Annotated in this window: 18 protein-coding genes and 1 tRNA gene; 12 read left to right on the top strand and 7 right to left on the bottom strand. The window is 72.3% G+C overall.

The window, feature by feature from the left end:
• The first annotated feature begins 87 nt into the window (after positions 1 to 87).
• Positions 88 to 1,239 carry a lanthionine synthetase C family protein gene (locus ABZ193_RS28125; RefSeq protein WP_354712100.1) on the top strand — a complete coding sequence of 384 codons (1,152 nt, stop codon included), beginning with the start codon at positions 88 to 90 and terminating at the stop codon, positions 1,237 to 1,239.
• A 3-nt stretch (positions 1,240 to 1,242) separates the two neighbouring features.
• Here ABZ193_RS28125 and ABZ193_RS28120 read toward each other — a convergent pair whose 3' ends face one another.
• Positions 1,243 to 1,734 carry a YajQ family cyclic di-GMP-binding protein gene (locus tag ABZ193_RS28120; RefSeq protein WP_017986513.1) on the bottom strand — a complete coding sequence of 164 codons (492 nt, stop codon included), beginning with the start codon at positions 1,732 to 1,734 and terminating at the stop codon, positions 1,243 to 1,245.
• A 116-nt stretch (positions 1,735 to 1,850) separates the two neighbouring features.
• On the opposite strand from ABZ193_RS28120, the gene ABZ193_RS28115 reads away from it, so the two are divergent.
• From ABZ193_RS28115 to ABZ193_RS28100, 4 genes are all read left to right on the top strand, one after another.
• Positions 1,851 to 1,932: transfer RNA gene (locus ABZ193_RS28115), tRNA-Tyr, on the top strand.
• Positions 1,933 to 2,121: 189 nt separating this feature from the next.
• Positions 2,122 to 3,639 (top strand): molybdopterin-dependent oxidoreductase, encoded by a 1,518-nt coding sequence (locus tag ABZ193_RS28110; RefSeq protein WP_354712098.1) that lies wholly within the window; start codon positions 2,122 to 2,124, stop codon positions 3,637 to 3,639.
• Between the two features lie 69 nt (positions 3,640 to 3,708).
• Positions 3,709 to 4,368: a fasciclin domain-containing protein gene (locus ABZ193_RS28105; protein WP_354712096.1), complete on the top strand. Its 660-nt coding sequence runs from the start codon at positions 3,709 to 3,711 to the stop codon at positions 4,366 to 4,368.
• A gap of 81 nt (positions 4,369 to 4,449) precedes the next feature.
• Positions 4,450 to 4,962: a F0F1 ATP synthase subunit B gene (locus ABZ193_RS28100; protein WP_020417490.1), complete on the top strand. Its 513-nt coding sequence runs from the start codon at positions 4,450 to 4,452 to the stop codon at positions 4,960 to 4,962.
• Between the two features lie 527 nt (positions 4,963 to 5,489).
• Here ABZ193_RS28100 and ABZ193_RS28095 read toward each other — a convergent pair.
• The 3 genes from ABZ193_RS28095 to ABZ193_RS28085 are packed head-to-tail and all read right to left on the bottom strand — an operon-like array spanning position 5,490 to position 7,122.
• Positions 5,490 to 6,077 (bottom strand): DUF3618 domain-containing protein, encoded by a 588-nt coding sequence (locus ABZ193_RS28095; RefSeq protein WP_354712094.1) that lies wholly within the window; start codon positions 6,075 to 6,077, stop codon positions 5,490 to 5,492.
• Complete coding sequence (locus tag ABZ193_RS28090) at positions 6,074 to 6,487, bottom strand: phage holin family protein (RefSeq protein WP_020417492.1); 414 nt, start codon at positions 6,485 to 6,487, stop codon at positions 6,074 to 6,076. Before ABZ193_RS28090 ends, ABZ193_RS28095 begins: the two co-directional genes overlap by 4 nt.
• Positions 6,484 to 7,122: a hypothetical protein gene (locus ABZ193_RS28085; RefSeq protein ID WP_354712092.1), complete on the bottom strand. Its 639-nt coding sequence runs from the start codon at positions 7,120 to 7,122 to the stop codon at positions 6,484 to 6,486. The genes ABZ193_RS28090 and ABZ193_RS28085 overlap by 4 nt, the downstream gene beginning before the upstream one ends.
• A 123-nt stretch (positions 7,123 to 7,245) precedes the next feature.
• On the opposite strand from ABZ193_RS28085, the gene ABZ193_RS28080 reads away from it, so the two are divergent.
• The 3 genes from ABZ193_RS28080 (at position 7,246) to ABZ193_RS28070 (ending at position 11,641) form a co-directional block, all read left to right on the top strand.
• A complete protein-coding gene (locus ABZ193_RS28080; RefSeq protein ID WP_354712090.1) occupies positions 7,246 to 8,391 on the top strand; it encodes an MFS transporter in 1,146 nt (381 codons plus the stop codon).
• Between the two features lie 515 nt (positions 8,392 to 8,906).
• A complete protein-coding gene (locus ABZ193_RS28075; RefSeq protein WP_354712088.1) occupies positions 8,907 to 9,605 on the top strand; it encodes a hypothetical protein in 699 nt (232 codons plus the stop codon).
• The gene (locus tag ABZ193_RS28070; RefSeq protein WP_354712087.1) at positions 9,602 to 11,641 is read left to right on the top strand and encodes a DUF2156 domain-containing protein; all 2,040 of its coding nucleotides are present in this window, start codon (positions 9,602 to 9,604) and stop codon (positions 11,639 to 11,641) included. The genes ABZ193_RS28075 and ABZ193_RS28070 overlap by 4 nt, the downstream gene beginning before the upstream one ends.
• Here ABZ193_RS28070 and ABZ193_RS28065 read toward each other — a convergent pair.
• Both ABZ193_RS28065 and ABZ193_RS28060 read right to left on the bottom strand, forming a co-directional pair.
• Entirely contained in the window at positions 11,590 to 12,828 is a 1,239-nt protein-coding gene (locus tag ABZ193_RS28065) for a HAMP domain-containing sensor histidine kinase (protein WP_354712086.1), read from the bottom strand. The genes ABZ193_RS28070 and ABZ193_RS28065 overlap by 52 nt on opposite strands.
• The gene (locus tag ABZ193_RS28060; RefSeq protein ID WP_020417498.1) at positions 12,825 to 13,481 is read right to left on the bottom strand and encodes a response regulator; all 657 of its coding nucleotides are present in this window, start codon (positions 13,479 to 13,481) and stop codon (positions 12,825 to 12,827) included. The genes ABZ193_RS28065 and ABZ193_RS28060 overlap by 4 nt, the downstream gene beginning before the upstream one ends.
• A gap of 117 nt (positions 13,482 to 13,598) precedes the next feature.
• Here ABZ193_RS28060 and ABZ193_RS28055 point away from each other — a divergent pair, with 117 nt between their 5' ends.
• From ABZ193_RS28055 to ABZ193_RS28040, 4 genes are read left to right on the top strand one after another with little or no spacing between them, the layout of a single operon-like run.
• Positions 13,599 to 14,105, top strand: coding sequence for a hypothetical protein (locus ABZ193_RS28055; protein WP_354712084.1), 507 nt, complete (start codon positions 13,599 to 13,601; stop codon positions 14,103 to 14,105).
• Positions 14,102 to 15,172, top strand: a complete 1,071-nt coding sequence (locus ABZ193_RS28050) for a peptidoglycan-binding domain-containing protein (protein ID WP_354712083.1) — start codon at positions 14,102 to 14,104, stop codon at positions 15,170 to 15,172. The genes ABZ193_RS28055 and ABZ193_RS28050 overlap by 4 nt, the downstream gene beginning before the upstream one ends.
• Positions 15,169 to 15,831, top strand: a complete 663-nt coding sequence (locus tag ABZ193_RS28045; RefSeq protein WP_354712082.1) for an ABC transporter ATP-binding protein — start codon at positions 15,169 to 15,171, stop codon at positions 15,829 to 15,831. Before ABZ193_RS28050 ends, ABZ193_RS28045 begins: the two co-directional genes overlap by 4 nt.
• Positions 15,828 to 17,030 carry an ABC transporter permease gene (locus tag ABZ193_RS28040; RefSeq protein WP_020417502.1) on the top strand — a complete coding sequence of 401 codons (1,203 nt, stop codon included), beginning with the start codon at positions 15,828 to 15,830 and terminating at the stop codon, positions 17,028 to 17,030. Before ABZ193_RS28045 ends, ABZ193_RS28040 begins: the two co-directional genes overlap by 4 nt.
• Positions 17,031 to 17,075: 45 nt before the next feature.
• Here ABZ193_RS28040 and ABZ193_RS28035 read toward each other — a convergent pair whose 3' ends face one another.
• Positions 17,076 to 18,017 carry a pyridoxal-phosphate dependent enzyme gene (locus tag ABZ193_RS28035; RefSeq protein WP_354712081.1) on the bottom strand — a complete coding sequence of 314 codons (942 nt, stop codon included), beginning with the start codon at positions 18,015 to 18,017 and terminating at the stop codon, positions 17,076 to 17,078.
• Between the last annotated feature and the right edge of the window lie 170 nt (positions 18,018 to 18,187).

The raw sequence follows: 18,187 nt of genomic DNA, 5'->3' as shown, positions 1-18,187 counted from the left end.
AGGAGCGGTGAGCACTGCTGTTGCGATCCGGCGGGCGCGGTCCCAGGGGATCAACCGTCACCATCGCACAACTTCCGAGGAGGACCGGTGAGCACAGCTGTCGTCACGCGGCGCGCGAGGGCCCAGGAGATCGCGCTGGAGGTGGGCGATCGCCTGCGCTCGGTGCGTGATCGCGGCCCTGGCCTGCTCGACGGCCACCCCGGCCTCGCGGTTCTGCACGCCGCACTGTCCGCCTGGGACCCTGCGCGGGCGGCGGTCGCTCATGCTCACCTGGCCGCGTCGGGCGAGGTCGCGCCGGAGGCGGTCGTGCCCGCGGTCCTGGTGCACCGGGCCGTGCACCGCGGCGGGTACGACGGGCTGCTGCGCAAGGCCGGCGCGGCGCTCGCGGAGGTGTGCGAGTCCTGGCCGCAGCGCGACCGGCCGGCCGCCGCGGACTACGACGTGATCACCGGGCTCGCCGGCAAGGGACGGTTGTTGCTCGCGCTCGGCGGCGACCGGTGCCTGACCGCGCTGGAGGCCGTGCTGGCGCGCCTGGTCGCGTTGACGCGGCCGGTGCTGGTGGACGGTCACGAGGTGCCCGGGTGGTGGTGCGCGCCGGAGCGGTACGCGGTGGACGCGGACCGCGAGCGCTACCCGCGGGGCGACTTCGACGCCGGCCTGGCGCACGGCATCAGTGGTCCACTCGCGCTGTTGTCACTGGCCCACCGGCACGGCCTCCGGGTGGCCGGGATGACCGACGCGATGCGGGTGGTCGTCGACTGGTTGTTGCGGTGGTCGTGGACGGACGAGTCCGGGGTGGGCTGGCCGTCGCGGGTGGGGTTCGACGCGCAGGTGCGGGTCTCGGCGGTGCCGGCGTCGCGGTCGGCGTGGTGTTACGGCACGGCCGGGGTGGCGCACGCGCTGCACCTGGCGGCCACCGAGCTGGGCGATGCGGGCGCGACCGGGCTGGCGGTGGCCGCGATGCGCAGGCCGGGCCCGGCGGAGGGCCCGACCGTGTGCCACGGGGACGCCGGGTTGCTGCAGGTCAGCGTGCGGATGGGGGTCCCGGCCGACCGGATCGCCGACCGGGTCCTGGCCGCGTTCGACCCGTCGGCGCCGTTCGGTTTCCGGCACCGCCTGCACACCGGCGGGTGGGCGGACGAGCCCGGGTTGTTGCAGGGCGCCGCCGGCGTGGCGCTGGCGCTGGCGAGCTACGCAGGCAACCCGGCCCCGTGGGATGTCGCGCTGTTGCTGGCCTGAGGGTCAGCGGTAGTTGGTGAACTGCAGCGCGATGCCGAAGTCCTTGTCCTTCAGCATGGCGATCACGTCCTGCAGGTGGTCCTTCTTCTTGCCGGAGACGCGGAGCTGGTCGCCCTGGATCTGCGCCTGGACGCCCTTGGGGCCCTCGTCGCGGATCACCTTGGCGATCTGCTTGGCCTTGTCGGAGGCGATGCCCTGGAGGATCTTGCCGTTCACCTTGTAGGTCTTGCCGGACACCGCGGGCTCGTCGGCCTCGAACGCCTTCAGCGAGATGCCCCGCTTGATCAGCTTCTCCTTGAACACCTCGACCGCGGCCTTCACGCGCTCCTCGGTGTCGGCCTCGATCGTCACGGCTTCCTCGCCGGCCCAGGAGACCTTGGCGTTGACGCCGCGGAAGTCGAAGCGGGTGGAAAGCTCCTTGGCCGCCTGGTTCAGGGCGTTGTCGACCTCCTGCCGGTCGACCTTGCTCACCACGTCGAATGACGGATCCGCCACGTGTCCTACCTCGTCGTTTCGCTTGTCGGCTGACCACACCATAGCGCCGCCCCCACCCCCGTCGGAGGCCCGCCGGAGGGTTGGTAAGCTAGTCCCCGACCGGGACGCCCGGTCATGGCGGGTTGCCCGAGCGGCCAAAGGGATCTGACTGTAAATCAGACGGCACTGCCTTCAGAGGTTCGAATCCTCTACCCGCCACACAGGGCAAACACCCCCGTGACCTGCGAGAACAGGACGCGGGGGTGTTTTCGTGCGTCCGGCACTGCACGTGGACGGGGAGGCGTGTGGCGCGCGTCGGCGCCTATCGGTGCCGTCACCGATTGGTAGCGCGGCATCGAGCCCGCAGAACCCACCAATACCCGTCCCCGGTGGCTGCGAATCGGGGGTATGGCTACTGCGACCACGAACACCCGGCCCGAGCGGTTGTCCCTCGTGCGCGCGGCGCTCTGTGGCGTGCTCGCGCTGGTTGCAGCCCTCGCGGCTGGGCATCTCGTCGCTGGGCTCGTCAACGGCAACGCGTCGCCGTACCTCGCGGTCGGGAACACCGCGATCGACCTGACTCCGTTGCCTCTCAAGGACTTTGCGGTACGTACATTCGGTACGTATGACAAGCTGGTCCTGCTCGTGGGGATGGGCATCGTCCTCCTGGTGGTCGCCGCTGGGGCTGGGGTCGCGTCGCGGCGGTCGATTTGGCCGGGGGGCCTCGTCATCGTGCTGTTCGGGCTCGTCGGCGTCGCCGCGGTGGCCGCACGGCCCGATCTGAACACGGCAGCGCTCGCCGCGCCCCTGGTCAGCCTCGTCGTCGGCGTCGGGGTGTTCCGGCTGCTGCACCGCAGTGCGGGCCACGACGCGTCGCGGCGGTCGTTTCTGCTCGTCGCGGGCGGGGCGGTCCTCGCGGGGGTCGGGGGACAACTGCTGGGCCGCACCCGCGACGCGGCGAGCTCCCGGGCCGCGGTTGGGCCGCTCGTGCCCACCCGCACCGCGCCGGCCATCCCGCTCGACGCCGACTTCGCGCGCTTCGGCACACCGCCCTTCCTCACCCCCAACCGCGACTTCTACCGCGTCGACACCGCGCTCACCGTCCCGCAACTGCGCGCCGAGGACTGGTCGTTGCGCCTCCACGGCCTGGTCCGCGCCGAACAGCGCTACACCTACGCCGACATCCGCGACCGCCCGCTCGTCGAGCGCACCATCACCATGACCTGCGTCTCCAACGAGGTCGGCGGCCCCTACACCTCCACCGCGAACTTCACCGGCATCGACCTCGCCGACCTGCTAGACGAAGCCGGCATCCAGCCGGGTGCCGAGCAGCTCTTCGCCACCAGCGTCGACGGCTGGACCTCCGGCACGCCCGTCACCGCCGCGGCCGACCGCACCCACGGTGCCATGCTCGCGCTCGGGATGAACGGCGAGCCACTGCCGTTGGAACACGGCTTCCCGGCCCGCCTCGTCATCCCCGGCCTCTACGGCTACGTCTCCGCCACCAAATGGGTCGTCGACCTCGAAGTCACCACCTGGCAGGCCCGCCAGGCGTACTGGCTGCGGCGCGGCTGGGCCGAACAGGCGCCGATCAAAACGCAGTCCCGCATCGACTTTCCCAAGGGCTTCGCGACCGTGCCGGCCGGGACGGTGCGCGTCGCCGGGATCGCGTGGGCTCAGCACACCGGCGTCGACCGGGTCGAGGTGCGGCTGGACAACGGCGCCTGGCAGGACGCGCGACTGTCCACAGAGGTCAACCCCGACACGTGGCGCATGTGGTACGCGGATCTGCCGGTATCCCCAGGATTCCACCAGGTCACCTGCCGCGCCACCGACCGCTCCGGTTACACCCAGACCCAGGACCGCGCGGGCACCGTGCCCGACGGCGCGACGGGCTGGCATGGAATTTCATTTACTGCCAACTGAACCCAATCCGGCGCGGAACCGGCCACGAATCCCGTGCACAAGCAGGAAACCCCGAATGGAGTGATTCTCGTGAAGACTGTTCGCATCGCCGGAGCCGGTTTCGCCGTCGCGGCAATGTTCTCGCTGGCGGCCTGCGGCACGGACAGCGAAAGCGCTTCCAGCGCGGCAGGCGCGTCCATGGCGCCGTCGAGCGCGATGCCCGCCCCGATGTCCAGCAGCAACGGCGTCACCACCAATGCCGACGTGTTCGGCCCCGCGTGCGGCCAGCTGCCACAGGGCAACGCGCCAGGCAGCCTGGACTCGATGGGCCCGCAGCCGGTCGCCACCGCCGCGAGTACGAACCCGCTGCTCACCAAGCTGGTCGCCGCTGTCCAGGCCACCAACCTGGTCGACACGCTGAACAGCCAGGAAGCCATCACCGTGTTCGCCCCGGCCGACCCCGCCTTCGACGCGCTGGGCGAGGCCAAGTTCACCGAGCTGGCCCAGAACCCGAGCCAGTTGGCGCCGATCCTGCAGTACCACGTCGTTCCGCAGCGCTACGACGCTTCCGGGCTGGAAGCCGCGGGCAGCGTGCAGACGCTCAACACCGCAGGCGGCCCGGTGAAGATCGAGGGTTCCGGCGGGAACATGACCGTCAACGGCGCCAAGGTGCTGTGCGGCAACATCCCGACCGAGAACGCGACCGTGTTCGTCATCGACAGCGTGCTCACCCCAGGCGCCAACAAGTAAACGGGGAACGGGCCCGGCGGAATTCCACCGGGCCCGTTCTTCGGTTAGCGTGGAGGCCAGTCATCAACACTGGGGGTGGAGATGGGCATTCTCGACTCGGACCTGCCGGTCGCGCCGGACATCTTCGAATTGGCGCTCGGCCTGGTCGCGTTCCTCGTCCTGCTGTTCCTCCTTGCGAAGTTCGCGGTGCCGCGCTTCGAGGCGTTGTTCGCGGCGCGGGCGGAGAAGATCGAGGGCGGCATCGAGAAGGCCGAGCAGGCGCAGAAGGCGGCGGCCGAGGCGCTCGACCGCTACCGGGCCCAGCTCGCCGACGCGCGTGCCGAGGCGGCGCGGATCCGGGAGGAGGCCCGCGCGGAAGGCGAGCGGCTGCGTGCGGAACTCCGGGCGGAGGCGCAGGACGAGGCCCGGCGGCTGATCGCGCAAGGCGAGGCGGACCTGACCGAGCAGCGGGGCCGCGTCGTGGCCGAGATGCGGCCCGAGCTGAGGCGGCTCGCGGTGGAGCTGGCGGAGCGGATCGTCGGCGAACCGCTGGCGGACGAGGCGCAGCGGCGGGGGACGGTGGACAGGTTCCTGGCGGAGCTGGAGCGGCGGTAGGCCCTGGGCGGCTCGCGTTTGGTGGCGTTGGAGTGGCGGTGGGCGCCGGGCGGCACGGTGTCTGGCGCGTGGAGTGGCGGTTAGCACCGGGCGGCACGGTGCGTGGTGGAGCTGGGGCGGCGGTAGGCCCTGGGCGGCTCGCGTTTGGTGGCGTTGGAGTGGCGGTGGACGCCGGGCAGCACGTGCGTGGTGGAGCTGGGGCGACGGTAGGCCTTGGGCGGCAGGGTGTCTGGTGGACTTGGCGCGGCCGGACCCGGGCGGCATGGTTCCTGGCGGAGCTGTAGTCGCGGTAGGTCCCGGGCGGCATGATGACCGGTGGAGTTGGCGCGGCGTGGGCCCGGCCAGGGCATGATGTCTGGCGGAGTTGGCGCGGCGTGAGCCCGGGCGGGCGCGGTGCCTGGCGGAGCTGTAGTGGCGGTGGGCCGGGCGGCATGGTTCCTGGCCGAGCTGGAGCGGCGGTAGGCCCGCACAGCCCTGGACAGCGCGGTGCCTGGTGGCCCCGCCCACCAGGCACCGATCACGCCGGTCTACCGGTTCTGCGCCGTCTGCTTGACGTCCTGCGCCGCGGACTTGGTCTCGTCCGCGACGGTCGACGCGGCGTCCGTCGCGGTCGACCGCACCGACTGGACCGCTTCCTGCGCCGGCTCGCGCAGGTTCTCCTTCATGTCCTGCGCCACCGAGCCCATCTGACCCGCCATGCCCTGCGCCGATTCCTTGACCTGGCCGGCCAGTTCCCGCTCCGGCCTGCTCGCCGGGATCAGCGACGACACCAGCCACCCGGCCCCGAACGCGATCAGGCCCGCGGCCAGCGGATTACCTTCGGTCTGACGCCGCACGGTCTGCGGCGCTTCCTGGACCTGTTCGGCGACGGTCGAAGCCGCGGACGACGCGTTGTCCGCCGCCTGGTGCGCCCGGTCGGTGACCGACTGCACGCCGCTGGATGCGCTTCCCATGACCCGCTCCTTGAGGTTCTGCGCGAGGCCCCGCGCGCGGTGCACCCGGCGGTGCACGATCCGGCTGGGATTGACCTTTTCGGCGAGCGCGTCCACGTCGCTGCCGAGATTCCGTTGCGTGCCCTCGATCTCCTGGCGAAGGCGGTCGGGGTCCGTGGTCACGTTGTCCTCCTCATCTGGTCGGGCATCTGCTTGAGGCTGTCGACGGTCCGCTCGGGCACCGGATCAACGCGGCGCATCCGGTTGCGGCCCATGGCGTACAGCACGGCCGCGATCACGGCCCACACGCCGGCGACGATGAGCGCCGCCCAGCCCTGGTCCATCACGTTGGCCAGCGCCCACCACAGCGCGATCGACAGGAACAGCGCCACCATGTAACCGCCGAACCCGGCGCCGCCGAGCATGCCCGCGCCCTTGCCCGCCTGCTTGGCCTCGGCCTTCACCTCGGCCTTCGCGAGCTCCAGCTCCTGCCGCATCAACGTCGACAGGTCCTGCGAGATGTTGCTCATCAGCTGGCCGACCGACGCGTCGGCGACGTCCGGCCGCTGCCCGGGCGGTTGCGAATAGGTCATGACGGCTCCAACCGGTGCTGCCCGCCGTAGCCGCCCTGCGTCTCCGGCATGGGAGTTCCGGCGGGGTAGGCGCTCTCTGTGGGATAAGCGGTGGTCGGTGGGTACGCGGCCGTTTCGGCCGGCGTGCCGGTCGCTTCCGTCGAGGCGCGCGGTTGCGGCGCGCCACCGCTGCTCTGCTCACTCATGCTCGCGGCGACGCCCCTGGTCAGCCGGCCGGCGAGCAGTCCCGCGGCCGCCGCGCCGGCGAGGAACAGGCCGGGCTTGCGCCGCGCGAAGTTCCGCAGCTCGTCGACGAGGTCGCCCGGCTCCCGCGAATCGAGCCACGACGCCACCTTCTTCGCCCGCTGGGAAACCTCGCGGACGAGGTCCTGCGCCATTCCGGAATCCGACTGCTCCGACATCCGGTCCAGCTGATCGGCGATCGAGTTCAGATTTCCGGCCGCTTTCTGCTGGCCGGTGCGGGCTTGCTCGCGCAATTGATCGACGCCCTGGTCCTTCAGGTTCCGCGCCTGCCGCTGCGCCTCGGATGCCACCTCCCTTGCTTGCTCGGCGGCGGTTCCGGTCACCTGACTGCCCGAATCCGCGGCTTGTTCACGCACGGCCTGCGGGGTCGAACTGCTGGTCTGCTGGGTCATTCCTCCTCCTCCACACTCGGTGCCGCGCGACTACCCGGAGCGATTCCCGGTAAACGAGGAAAACAATTCCGCTTCTCGGCGGGGAGCGTAAAAGTAAATCTCCGGAGCGGTAGCGTCCTGATCATGACGGAGGAGCTGGTCCGTGCCCGGCGCGCGGTGTCCGTCGTGTTCGCGGCGTGCGGGGCGGCGTTCGGGACGTGGCTCGCGCGAGTGCCCGCGGTGCAGGACCGGCTGGGACTCACGACGGGACAGCTCGCCGCGGGGTTGTTCGGGCTGGCGGCCGGATCGGTCGTCGCGTTGCTGCTGGCGGGCGCGGTGATCACGCGGATCGGCAGCCGGGCGGCGGCGGTCGTGGGGGCGGTCGTGTTGTGCGGCGGGCTGCCGCTCGTCGCGGTCGCGCCGGGGGTGCTTGCCTTCGTCGCGGCGCTGGTGGTGCTCGGCGTCGGCAACAGCACGCTCGACGTGGCGATGAACGCCCACGCGGCGCGCGTGGAGGACGGGTACGGGCGGCCGATCTTCGCCGGGTTCCACGCGTTCTGGAACATCGGCGGGCTGGCCGGTTCCGGTGCCGACGCGCTGGCGGAGGCTTGGCACCTGCCGGTTGCGGTGCATTTCCCGGTGGCGGGCGGGGTGCTGCTGGCGGTCGCGCTGACGGCGGTGCTCGGCGGGTTCCTCCGCGGGCCGGACCGCGGTCAGGGCGGGCCGGCTTTCGTGTGGCCGGGGCGGGCGCTGGTGCCGCTGGGGGTGATCGCGTTCTGCGGGTTCGTCGCCGAAGGGGCGGTGAACAGCTGGGGCGCGGTGTACCTGAGCGAGGTGACGGCGGCCGGGCCCGCGGTCGCTTCGCTGGGGTACTTCGCGTTCTCGGTCACGATGATCGTCGTGCGGCTGGGGACGGACCGCGTGGTGGGGCGGATCGGGGCGGTGGTGTTCCTGAGGCTGGCTTCGGTGGTGGCGGTGGGTGGGTTCGCGGTCGTGCTCGTGGCGCCGGTGCCGGTGGTGGGGGTGCTCGGGTTCGCGGTGGTCGGGGTGGGGGTCGCGGGGATCGTGCCGGTGGCGTGGAGCGCGGCGGGGCGGGCGGAGCCGGCGGCGCCGGGGCGGGCGGTCGCGGCGGTGGCGGCGTGCGGCTACGCGGGATTCCTGGTGGAGCCGGTGGTGATCGGAGCGATCGCCACCTGGGGCGGGCTGCGGTGGGGGCTGGTGTCGGCGGTGGTGGTGACCGGGGTGGGGGCGGTGCTGGCGCGTGGGGTCGGTGGGCGTGGAGTGGGGTAGGGGGTGGGAGTGGTGGCTGCGGGCGGTTGGTGGGGTGGGTTGAGGGTGCGGGGTGGCGCGTGGCTGCGGAGTGGTGGCTGCGGAGTGGGCGGGACTGAGGGCGCGGCGGCGACCGCGGAGCGGGCGCGTTTTGCCGAGCGGAGTGAGGTGGGGCGGGCTTGCGGATGTGCGCGGTGGGGAGCGGGGTGGGGGTGATGGATGGGAGCGGTGGTTGCGGAGTGGAGCCGGGTTGGTCGAGTGGGGTGAGGCTGAGGGGGCGCGGTGGTGGCCGCGGAGTGGGGGCGGTTTGCAAGGGGAGTGGGGTGACGCTGCGGGGCGGAGCGGGTGGTTGCGATGGCGGCGCCCGCCCGCTCCCCGGCGCGGCGGCGCAGCCGGTTCGGTCCCTCGCGGGCCTCTTCGCGCGTTGGGAACTGCCCTCCCCAGCCGCCAGCCCGGTAGGTCTTTCGGCCCTAGTTGGCTCCTCCGCGCGGCCGCAGGCTGGGACTTCGGAGCGCCATGGGGAAGGGGTGGCGGCCGTGACCGTCGAGTTGTTCGCCGGCGCCTCCACCGGCCTCGTGCTGTGGGTGGTCGCCGCGTTTGTCGTGACCTTTGTGGTCACCCGCGTGGTCGTGCGGATGATCCGCGCCGGGCGGGGGCCCTTCCGCGACACCAGCGTCGGGGACGTGCACGTCCACCACCACGTCTACGGCATCTTCCTCATGCTCCTCAGCGGCGCCGGCGAGTTCGTGTACCGGCCGGGGTCGCCGTGGGCGGAGGTCCTCGCCGTCGTCTTCGGCGCCGGTGCGGCCCTCACGCTCGACGAGTTCGCCCTCTGGCTGCACCTGGACGACGTCTACTGGGCCCGCGAGGGACGCAAATCCGTCGACGCGGTGCTCGTCGCGGCCGTCATCGGCGCCTTGCTCGTCCTCGGGGCGCGCCCGTTCGAGGACACGGCCGACGAAGGGCGCGTGGCGTTCGCCGTCACCGTTCTCGCCCACCTCGTGCTCGCCGGCATCGCCATCTTCAAGGGCAAGATCGCCTCCGGGCTGATCGGGATCGTGGTGCCGTTCGTCGCGGTCGTCGCCGCCGTGCGGCTCGCCCGTCCGGGCTCGCCGTGGGCCCGCGCCCGCTACGACGCGGCACGCCTCGCCCGAGCCGAAACCCGCTTCCGCCGCAACCGCTGGGACGGCGTCAAGGACCTGCTGGCCGGAGCCCCCACGGAGGGCCGGACATGACACCACTCCGCCGCCTCCCCTTCACGCTCGCCTTCCTCGCGGCACTCCTGGTCACCGCCGTCGCCACCGGGAGCCTCTGGTCCCCGGTCGAGGACCGCGCCTGGTTCCCCGACGTCGCGTTCGGCCTGCCCGCCTTCGAGGCCGGCCGCTGGTGGACGCCCCTCACCGGGCCGTTCTTCGCGCTCACCCCGCTCTACTACCTGCCGGTCTTCCTCAGCTTCGCGTTGTTCACCGGCTTCGCCGAACTCCGGCTCGGCACGAGACGCACCATCGGCACCTTCGTGACTGGACACCTCGTCGCGATTCTGGGCGCAGCCGGGATTCTCCTCGCTCTCCGGGACGTCTCGTCGTGGGCGGCGGCCGTCGCCGCGGTCCGCGACGTCGGACCGTCCGCCGGCGCCTTCGCCGCCATCACCGCAGCCACCGCGACCCTTCGCGCACCCTGGCGCCTGCGCCTGCGGATCCTGCTGGTCGGCTACGCCGGGATCGCCCTGCTCTACAGCGGCACCCTGGCCGACGTCGAGCACTTCCTCGCCGTCGCGATCACCCTGCCGCTGTCGCCGCGGATCGCCGGGCCGAACCGCGTCCGGAATACCGGACAGCCCAGCCGTCGCGAATGGCGGCTGCTCGCCGCGTCCGGGCTGCTGGTCGTGGCCGCCGTCCGGATCGTCACGTGGTTCTTCCCCACGACCGGTCCACTCGGACCCACCGGCACCGACGACTCGTCCGCCGTCGAGGTCGTCGTCGTGATCGTGCTGGCCCTCCTCGTGATGCGCGGGCTCAGCCACGGCCGCCGGGTCGCGTGGTGGGCCGTGGTCGTCATCGCCGGGCTCGACATCCTGCTCACCGCGCTGGCCGGGGTCGCGCTGCTGGTCGCCACGGTCCTCGACGCCGTCGAAGCGGTCGACGACGTCCCGCTGGTGGTCACCGACAGCGTCTTCTGGCTCGGCTACCTGGTGCTGCTCGTCGCCGGGCGGCACGCCTTCCGCGTCCCGTGGCGGCCGCGCACGGCCGACGGCGACCGGCAGCACGCCATCGAACTCGTCCAGCGCAACGGCGGCGGCACCCTGTCCTGGATGACCACCTGGCCGGAGAACCGCTACTTCCCGATCGCGCACGACACCGGTTACGTGGCCTACCGCAAGCACGCCGGGGTGGCCGTCGCGCTCGGTGACCCGATCTGCCCGCGCTCCGACGGGGACGGCGCGGTCGCCGAGTTCGCCGAGAACTGCGACCGCGCCGGGCTCGTGCCGTGCCTGTTCTCCGCGACCGAACCGTCGGTCCGCGGCGCCGAGCGGCTGGGCTGGCGGTACCTGCAGGTCGCCGAGGACACCCTGATCGACCTGCCCGGCCTGGAGTTCAAGGGCAAGCAGTGGCAGCCGGCCCGCAGCGCGCTCAACCGCGCAGTCAAGGAGGGCATCACGTTCCGCCTGGTCCACCTCGCCGACGAGCCGCGCGCGGTGCTGCAGCAGGTGCGGGCGATCTCCGAGGAGTGGGTCGGTGACAAGGGCCTGCCGGAGATGGGTTTCACGCTCGGCGGGGTGGACGAGGCGCTGGACCGGCACGTGCGGGTCGGGCTCGCGGTCGACGACGACGGGCGCGTGCACGGCGTCACCTCGTGGATCCCGGTCTACGCCGGGGACCGCGAGATCGAGGGCTGGACGCTGGACGTGATGCGCCGCCGCTCGGACGGGTTCAAGCACGTCGTGGAGTTCCTGATCGCCTCCGCCTGCCAGGCCTTCCGCGACGAGGGCGCCCGCTACCTGTCGCTGTCCGGCGCGCCGCTCGCCCGCGCCGGAACCGAGGGGGACACGCGGATCCTCGACGCGCTGCTGGACAAGCTCGGCGCGGCGCTCGAGCCGTACTACGGCTTCCGCTCGCTGCACGCGTTCAAGGCGAAGTTCCGCCCCCGGTACGCGCCCATGTACCTGATCTACCGCGACGAGGCCGACCTGCCGCGCATCGGCGTCGCGATCGCCCGCGCCTACCTGCCGGACGCCGGCCTGCGCGACATCCCGAAGCTCGTCAGGTCCTGACCGGGCAGCCTCGCGGGCAGCCGCACGGTGACCACGAGCCCGCCGCCGTCCCGCGGCCGGGCGGTCACTTCGCCGTCGTGCGCGCTCGCCACCGAGCGCACGATCGACAGCCCGAGCCCGGCGCCCTTGGCCGAGTCCAGCCGCGGCGCGGCGCGGCGGCGGAACGGTTCGAACAGCGCCGGGATCTCCGCGTCGGCCACCACCGGCCCGGTGTTGCTCACCTCGATCTCGACCACCTCGCCACGGGTGTGCGTGCCGACGTGGACCCAGCCGCCCGGCTCGTTGTGCCGGATGCCGTTCTCCACGAGGTTGTGCACCAGCCGTTCGAGCAGCAGCGCGTCGCCGAGCGTGGGGGCTTCCGCGGGCGCGTCGGTCACCGTCACGTCCGCGGCTTTCGCCTGGTCGGCGGTCTGCGCGACGACGTGCGTGACGACGTTGGCGAGGTCGAGCGGGAACCGCTCCACGACGTTCTCCGACTTCGCCAGCACCAGCAGCCCGCTGATGAGCCGTTCGTGCCGCGAGTTGATCTGCAGCAGCTTCTCGCCCAGCTCCTTGACGTCCGGCGACGCCGACCGGCGGTGCATCGCGACCTCGACCAGCGACCGGTTCAGCGTCAGCGGGGTGCGCAGCTCGTGCGAGGCGTTGGCGACGAACCGCCGCTGGCCGTCGAACGAGCGGTCCAGTCGCTCGACCATCGTGTTGAACGCCTCGGCCAAGTCCTTGACCTCGTCGTCCGGGCCGCGCAGCGTGATCCGCCGGTGCTGGCGCGGATCGGCCGACGCCGCGATCCGGCGCGCCGAGCCGGTGACGCCGTGCAGCGGCGCCAGCACCCGGCCCGCGACCAGCCAGCCGAAGCCGATCGCCAGCGCGCCGACCACGACCAGCGCGATCGTGCCCTGCACCAGCAGGGAGTGCGACGCGGCTTCGCGCAGCAGAGCGGCCTGCTCCCGTGCGACGCGCTCGGCTTCGGAGCCGATGAGCAGGTCGTTCAGGTCGTTGGTCGTGATCACCGTGTCCGTCCCGGGCACCGGGCCGACGCGGGTGAGCAGTTTGATCGTGCCGCGCCCCACCTGGGAGTTGAACAACGCGTAGGTGACCCCGAGCAGCACCACGCCGCCGGCCAGGAACAGCCCGCCGTAGATCAGGGTGAGCCGGGCGCGCAGGGTGATCCGCCGCGGCCGCCTCACGGGATCCGGTACCCGACGCCGGTCACGGTCTCGACCACCGGCGGGTCGCCGAGTTTGCGGCGCAGCTTGAGGATCGTGAGCCGGACCGCGCCGGTGAACGGGTCCGCGTTCTCGTCCCACGCCTTCTCCAGCAGGAACTCCGCGGACACGGTCGCGCCGTCGGCGCGCAGCAGCTCGGCCAGCACGGCGAACTCCTTTTTGGACAGCGGGACGTACCGGCCGTCGCGGAAGACCTCGTGGCGGGCCGGGTCGAGCGTGATCCCGGCGCGGCTGAGCACCGGCGGCGCGGCCGGGCGGGCGCGGCGGCCCAGCGACAGGATCCGCGCGGCCAGTTCCGGGAACGCGAACGGTTTCGCGAGGTAGTCGTCGGCGCCGATGGTCAGCCCGGCGACCCGGTCGGTGACCTCCGCTGCGGCGGTCAGCATCAGCACGCGCGTCGGGGACGACGAGGACACCAGCTCGCGGCACACGTCGTCGCCGTGCACCCCGGGCAGGTCCCGGTCCAGGACCACGACGTCGTAGTCGTTGACCGCCAGCCGGTCCAGCGCGCCGCCGCCGTCGTGCGCGACGTCCACCGCGTGCGCGTCCTCACGCAGCCACTCCGCGATCGCCTCGGCGAGCATCGGCTCGTCCTCCACCACCAGAACCCGCACCGGTCCAGCGTGACCGGCGCGGTGTTTCCTCGGCGTTAGCGATGTCGGAAACGCCCGGGAAATGCCGCGCCCCGTTTCATTCCCCTCCGTTCGTCCTCGAATGCGAAGGAGATCCTGATGCGCAAGATCCTGGCCGCGGTTCCCGTGGCCCTCGCACTGGCACTCGCCGGGTGCGGTTCCGACGGCGACGGCGGCAGCGGGGTGGCTTCCGCGGGTGGCGCCGCGAGCACCACCGCGGGCAGCACACCGACCATGGGCAACGGGGACATGGGGCTGAAGTACGCGCAGTGCATGCGGGAGAACGGCGTCCCGATGGAGGATCCGGTGGACGGCCGGATCACGCTCAAGCTCGACGGGTCGGTGCCCAAGGAGACCGTCGACAAGGCGCAGGAGGCCTGCCGCCAGTACAACCCGCAGGAGAACGGCGCCGCCAAGTCCGACCCGAAGATGGAGCAGGCCGCGCGTGACTTCGCGGTCTGCATGCGGGAGAACGGCGTCGAAGCCTTCCCCGACCCCGAGCCCGGCCAGAAGGGCATCCGCATCGACGGCAGCATGTCGCAGGACCCGGACTTCGAGCAGGCGTCGCAGAAGTGCCAGGAAGTGCTCGCGGGGGCGCGCGGATGACCGACGCGAGAACTCGCGGACGCGGGCGGCTGTACGCAGTCGTCTTCGTGCTGGTGGTGGCCGTCGCGGGCGGTGGGTACGTCGTCCTCGCGCGCGGCGACGACGGCGCCGCGCCCGCCGCGGTGGAGCTGCCGCCGAGCACGGCGAAGGTCCAGCGGCAGACGCTCGACGACACCCAGACCGAGGACGGCGAACTCGGCTACGGCGCCTCGTCCACACTGGCCAACCGCCTGCCGGGCACCCTCACCTCGGTGCCGGACAGCGGCGCCGTGATCAGCCGCGGCCAGCCCGTCTTCCGCGTCGACGACAAGCCGGTGACGTTGATGTACGGCGCGATGCCTGCCTACCGGGCGCTCGCCGAGGGCACCGAGGGCGCCGACGTGCGGCAGCTGGAGGAGAACCTCAGCGCACTGGGCTACACCGGGTTCACGATCGACGACGAGTACAGCTCGGCCACCGCGGACGCCGTCCGGGAGTGGCAGGAGGACCTCGGCCTCGACGAGACCGGGGTCGTGGAGCTGGGGCGGGTCGTGTTCACGCCGGCCGAGATCCGGGTCGAGACCGTCGACGCGAGCGCCGGGCAGCCCGCGTCGCCGGGGCAGAAGGTGCTGTCCTACACCGGCACGGCGAAGGCGGTCACCGTCGAGCTGGACCCGTCGGACCAGCGGCTGGCCCAGGAGGGCGCCGCCGTGCAGGTCACGCTGCCCGACGACCGGAAGCTGGCCGGGAAGATCACCGACGTCAGCACCGTGATCCAGCCGGCGAGCGGGCAGGAGGAGGCGCAGACCAAGGTCGAGGTCGAGATCGCGTTCGACGACCAGCAGGCCGTGGCGAGCTACGCCCTCGCGTCCGTCGACGTCACCTTCACCGCCGAGAAGCGCGAGAACGTGCTCACCGTGCCGGTCGCCGCGCTCGTCGCGTTGGCCGAAGGCGGGTTCGGCGTCGAGGTCGTGGACGGCGCCACCACGCGGTACGTGCCGGTGAAGACCGGGTTGTTCGCCGAGGGCAAGGTCGAGATCTCCGGCGACGGGATCGCCGAGGGCATGGTCGTCGGGATGCCGAAATGATCTCGCTGACCGACGTGACCAAGCGCTATTCGGGCGTGACCGCGCTGGCCGGGGTGTCGTTGCGGATCGAGCCGGGGGAGCTGGTCGCGATCGTGGGGCCGTCCGGCTCGGGCAAGTCGACGATGCTCAACGTGCTCGGCACGCTCGACCGGCCCACCTCGGGCAGCGTGCACATCGACGGCCACGACGTCGCGGCGCTGTCCGACGCGAAGCTGTCCGCGTTGCGGGCGCGGCGGATCGGGTTCGTGTTCCAGCAGTTCCACCTCGCCGCGGGCACCTCGGCGCTGGAGAACGTCGCCGACGGCCTGCTCTACACGGGCCTGCGCGCGGGGGAGCGGCGGCGCCGGGCGGCGGCCGCGCTGGAGCGGGTCGGGCTCGGGCACCGGATGGACCACGAGCCGCACGAGCTGTCCGGCGGGGAACGGCAGCGGGTCGCGATCGCGCGGGCCGTCGCGGGTGACCCGCCGCTGCTGCTGGCCGACGAGCCGACCGGCGCGCTCGACTCGGCGTCCGGTGCCGGGGTGATGACGTTGATGCGGGAGCTGAACTCCTCCGGCACGACGGTCGTGATCATCACGCACGACCGGGACATCGCGGCGTCGCTGCCGCGGCAGGTGCGGATGCGGGACGGCCGGGTCGTCGAGGAGGTGACGCGATGACCACCGCGTTGTCGCCGGCCCGGATGTGGCCGCGGGACGTCGTCAAGGTCGGCGCGGTCGGCCTGCGGACACGTCCGACGCGTGCGTTCCTGTCCGCGCTGGGGATCGCGATCGGCATCGCGGCGATGGTCGCGGTGGTCGGGATCTCGTCGTCGTCGCGGGCCGAGCTGGACCGGACGCTGGCGGCGCTCGGCACCAACCTGCTCACCGTGTCACCGGGCACCACGCTGACCGGTGAGGAGGCGCAGCTGCCGGAGACGGCGGAGGCGATGGTCGCGCGGATCGGGCCGGTCGAGTCGGTGTCGGCGATCGCGCGGCTCGGTGAGGCGAAGGTCTACCGGACGGACAAGATCCCCGAGGCGCAGACCAACGGGCTCGCCGCCTACGCGGCCCGGCTGGACCTCCCGGCGACGACCGGTGCGCGGGTGCGCAGCGGAACCTGGCTCAACGAAGCCACGAGCGGTTATCCGGCGGTCGTGCTCGGTTCGTCCGCGGCCGAGCGGCTGGGCATCTCGCGCGCCGGGCCGGACGTGCAGGTGCTCGTCGGCGGGCGCTGGTTCACCGTCGTCGGGATCCTCGAACCGGCCCCGCTGGCGCCCGAGCTGGACTCGGCCGCGCTGGTCGGCTGGGAGGTGGCGGCGAGCGAGCTGCGGTTCGACGGGCTGCCCACCACGATCTACACGCGGTCGCAGGACGCCCAGGTCCCGGCGGTGCAGTCGGTGCTCGGCGCTACCGCGAACCCGGCCGCGCCGAACGAGGTGGAGGTGTCGCGGCCGTCCGACGCGCTCGCCGCGCAGCAGGCGGCGGGCGAGGCGTTCACCGGGCTGCTGCTTGGGCTGGGCGCGGTGGCGTTGCTGGTCGGCGGGGTCGGGGTGGCGAACACGATGGTGATCTCGGTGCTGGAGCGGCGCGCGGAGATCGGCCTGCGGCGCTCGCTGGGTGCGACGCGCGGGCAGATCCGCACCCAGTTCCTGGCGGAGTCGCTGTTGTTGTCCGCGCTGGGCGGGCTCGGCGGCGCGGTGCTGGGGAGCCTGGTGACGGTGGGCTACGCGGTCTACCAGTCGTGGCCGGTGGTGGTGCCGCTGTGGGCGGTGGCCGGCGGCGCCGCTGCGACGCTGGTGATCGGCGGGATCGCGGGGTTGTACCCGGCGATCCGCGCGTCGCGGCTGTCGCCGACGGAGGCGCTGGCGACGCCGTGAGCGGGCCGGGTGCCGTCCGTCGGGGGCGGCACCCGGCTGTCTCGTTCAGCCGAGGAGTTCGCGGAAGCGCTCGACGCCGATGTTGCCGCCGGAGAGGATGACGCCGACCCGGCCGGTGAAGCCGCCCTTGAGCAGCCCGGCGAGGGAGGTGGCGCCGCTGGGTTCGAGCACGATCTTGAGCCGCTCGAACGCGAACCGCATCGCCTCGCGGATCTCGTCGTCGCTGACCAGGACGATGTCGTCGACCAGGCGCTGGTTGACGGAGAAGGTCAGCTCGCCGGGGGTGTCGGCGGCGAGCCCGTCGGCGATGGTGCGCGCGACGGGGATCCGGACGCGTTCGCCCCGCTGGAGGGACTGGCGGGTGTCGTCGGCCTGCTCGGGCTCGACGCCGACCACCCGGATGCCGGGGTGCAGGCCCTTGGCCGCGGTGGCGCTGCCGGCCATCAGCCCGCCGCCGCCGATCGGGGCGATGAGGGTGTCCAGCTCGCCGGTCTCGTCGAGGAGTTCCAGCGCGGCGGTGCCCTGACCAGCCATGATGTGCGGGTGCTCGTAGGGCGGGATGAGGGTCAGGCCCCGCTCCTCGGCGAGCTGGTTGCCCATCGCGACGCGGTCGCCGGTGTAGCGGTCGTAGGTCAGGACCTCGGCGCCGTAGCCGCGGGTGGCGTCCATCTTGGACGACGGGGTGTCCTCGGGCATCAGGATGACGGCCTTGCTGCCGGCCAGTTTGGCCGCGAGGGCGACCGCCTGGGCGTGATTGCCGGACGAGTAGGCCGCCACGCCCTTGCCGAGCTGCTCGGGCGTCAGGTGGGAGATCGCGTGGTAGGCGCCGCGGAACTTGAAGGCGCCGATGCGCTGGAAGTTCTCGGCCTTGAGGAACGCGGTGGTGCCGGTGCGCCGGTCGAGGGTGGAGGACGTCAGGACAGGAGTCCGATGAGCGACACCGTCGATCCGCTTGGCGGCGCTCCTGATGGCTTCGAGATCGAGCATGGACCCATCTTATACGAGCTGTCCAGCGATTAGACGGTTCGTCAATAGCGACCCGGCAACGCAACGCCACCGACCACCCCAACCAGACCTCCCCCGCCCCCGATCCACAGCCGATCTTTAGTCGCCGACCAGGGTTGTCAAGGCACGCTTTCCCGCCTTGACAACCCTGC

This window comes from Amycolatopsis sp. NPDC006125 (assembly GCF_040614195.1).
Taxonomy (GTDB): Bacteria; Actinomycetota; Actinomycetes; order Mycobacteriales; family Pseudonocardiaceae; genus Amycolatopsis_E; species Amycolatopsis_E tucumanensis.
This window is presented reverse-complemented; position numbering and strand designations above follow the sequence as displayed.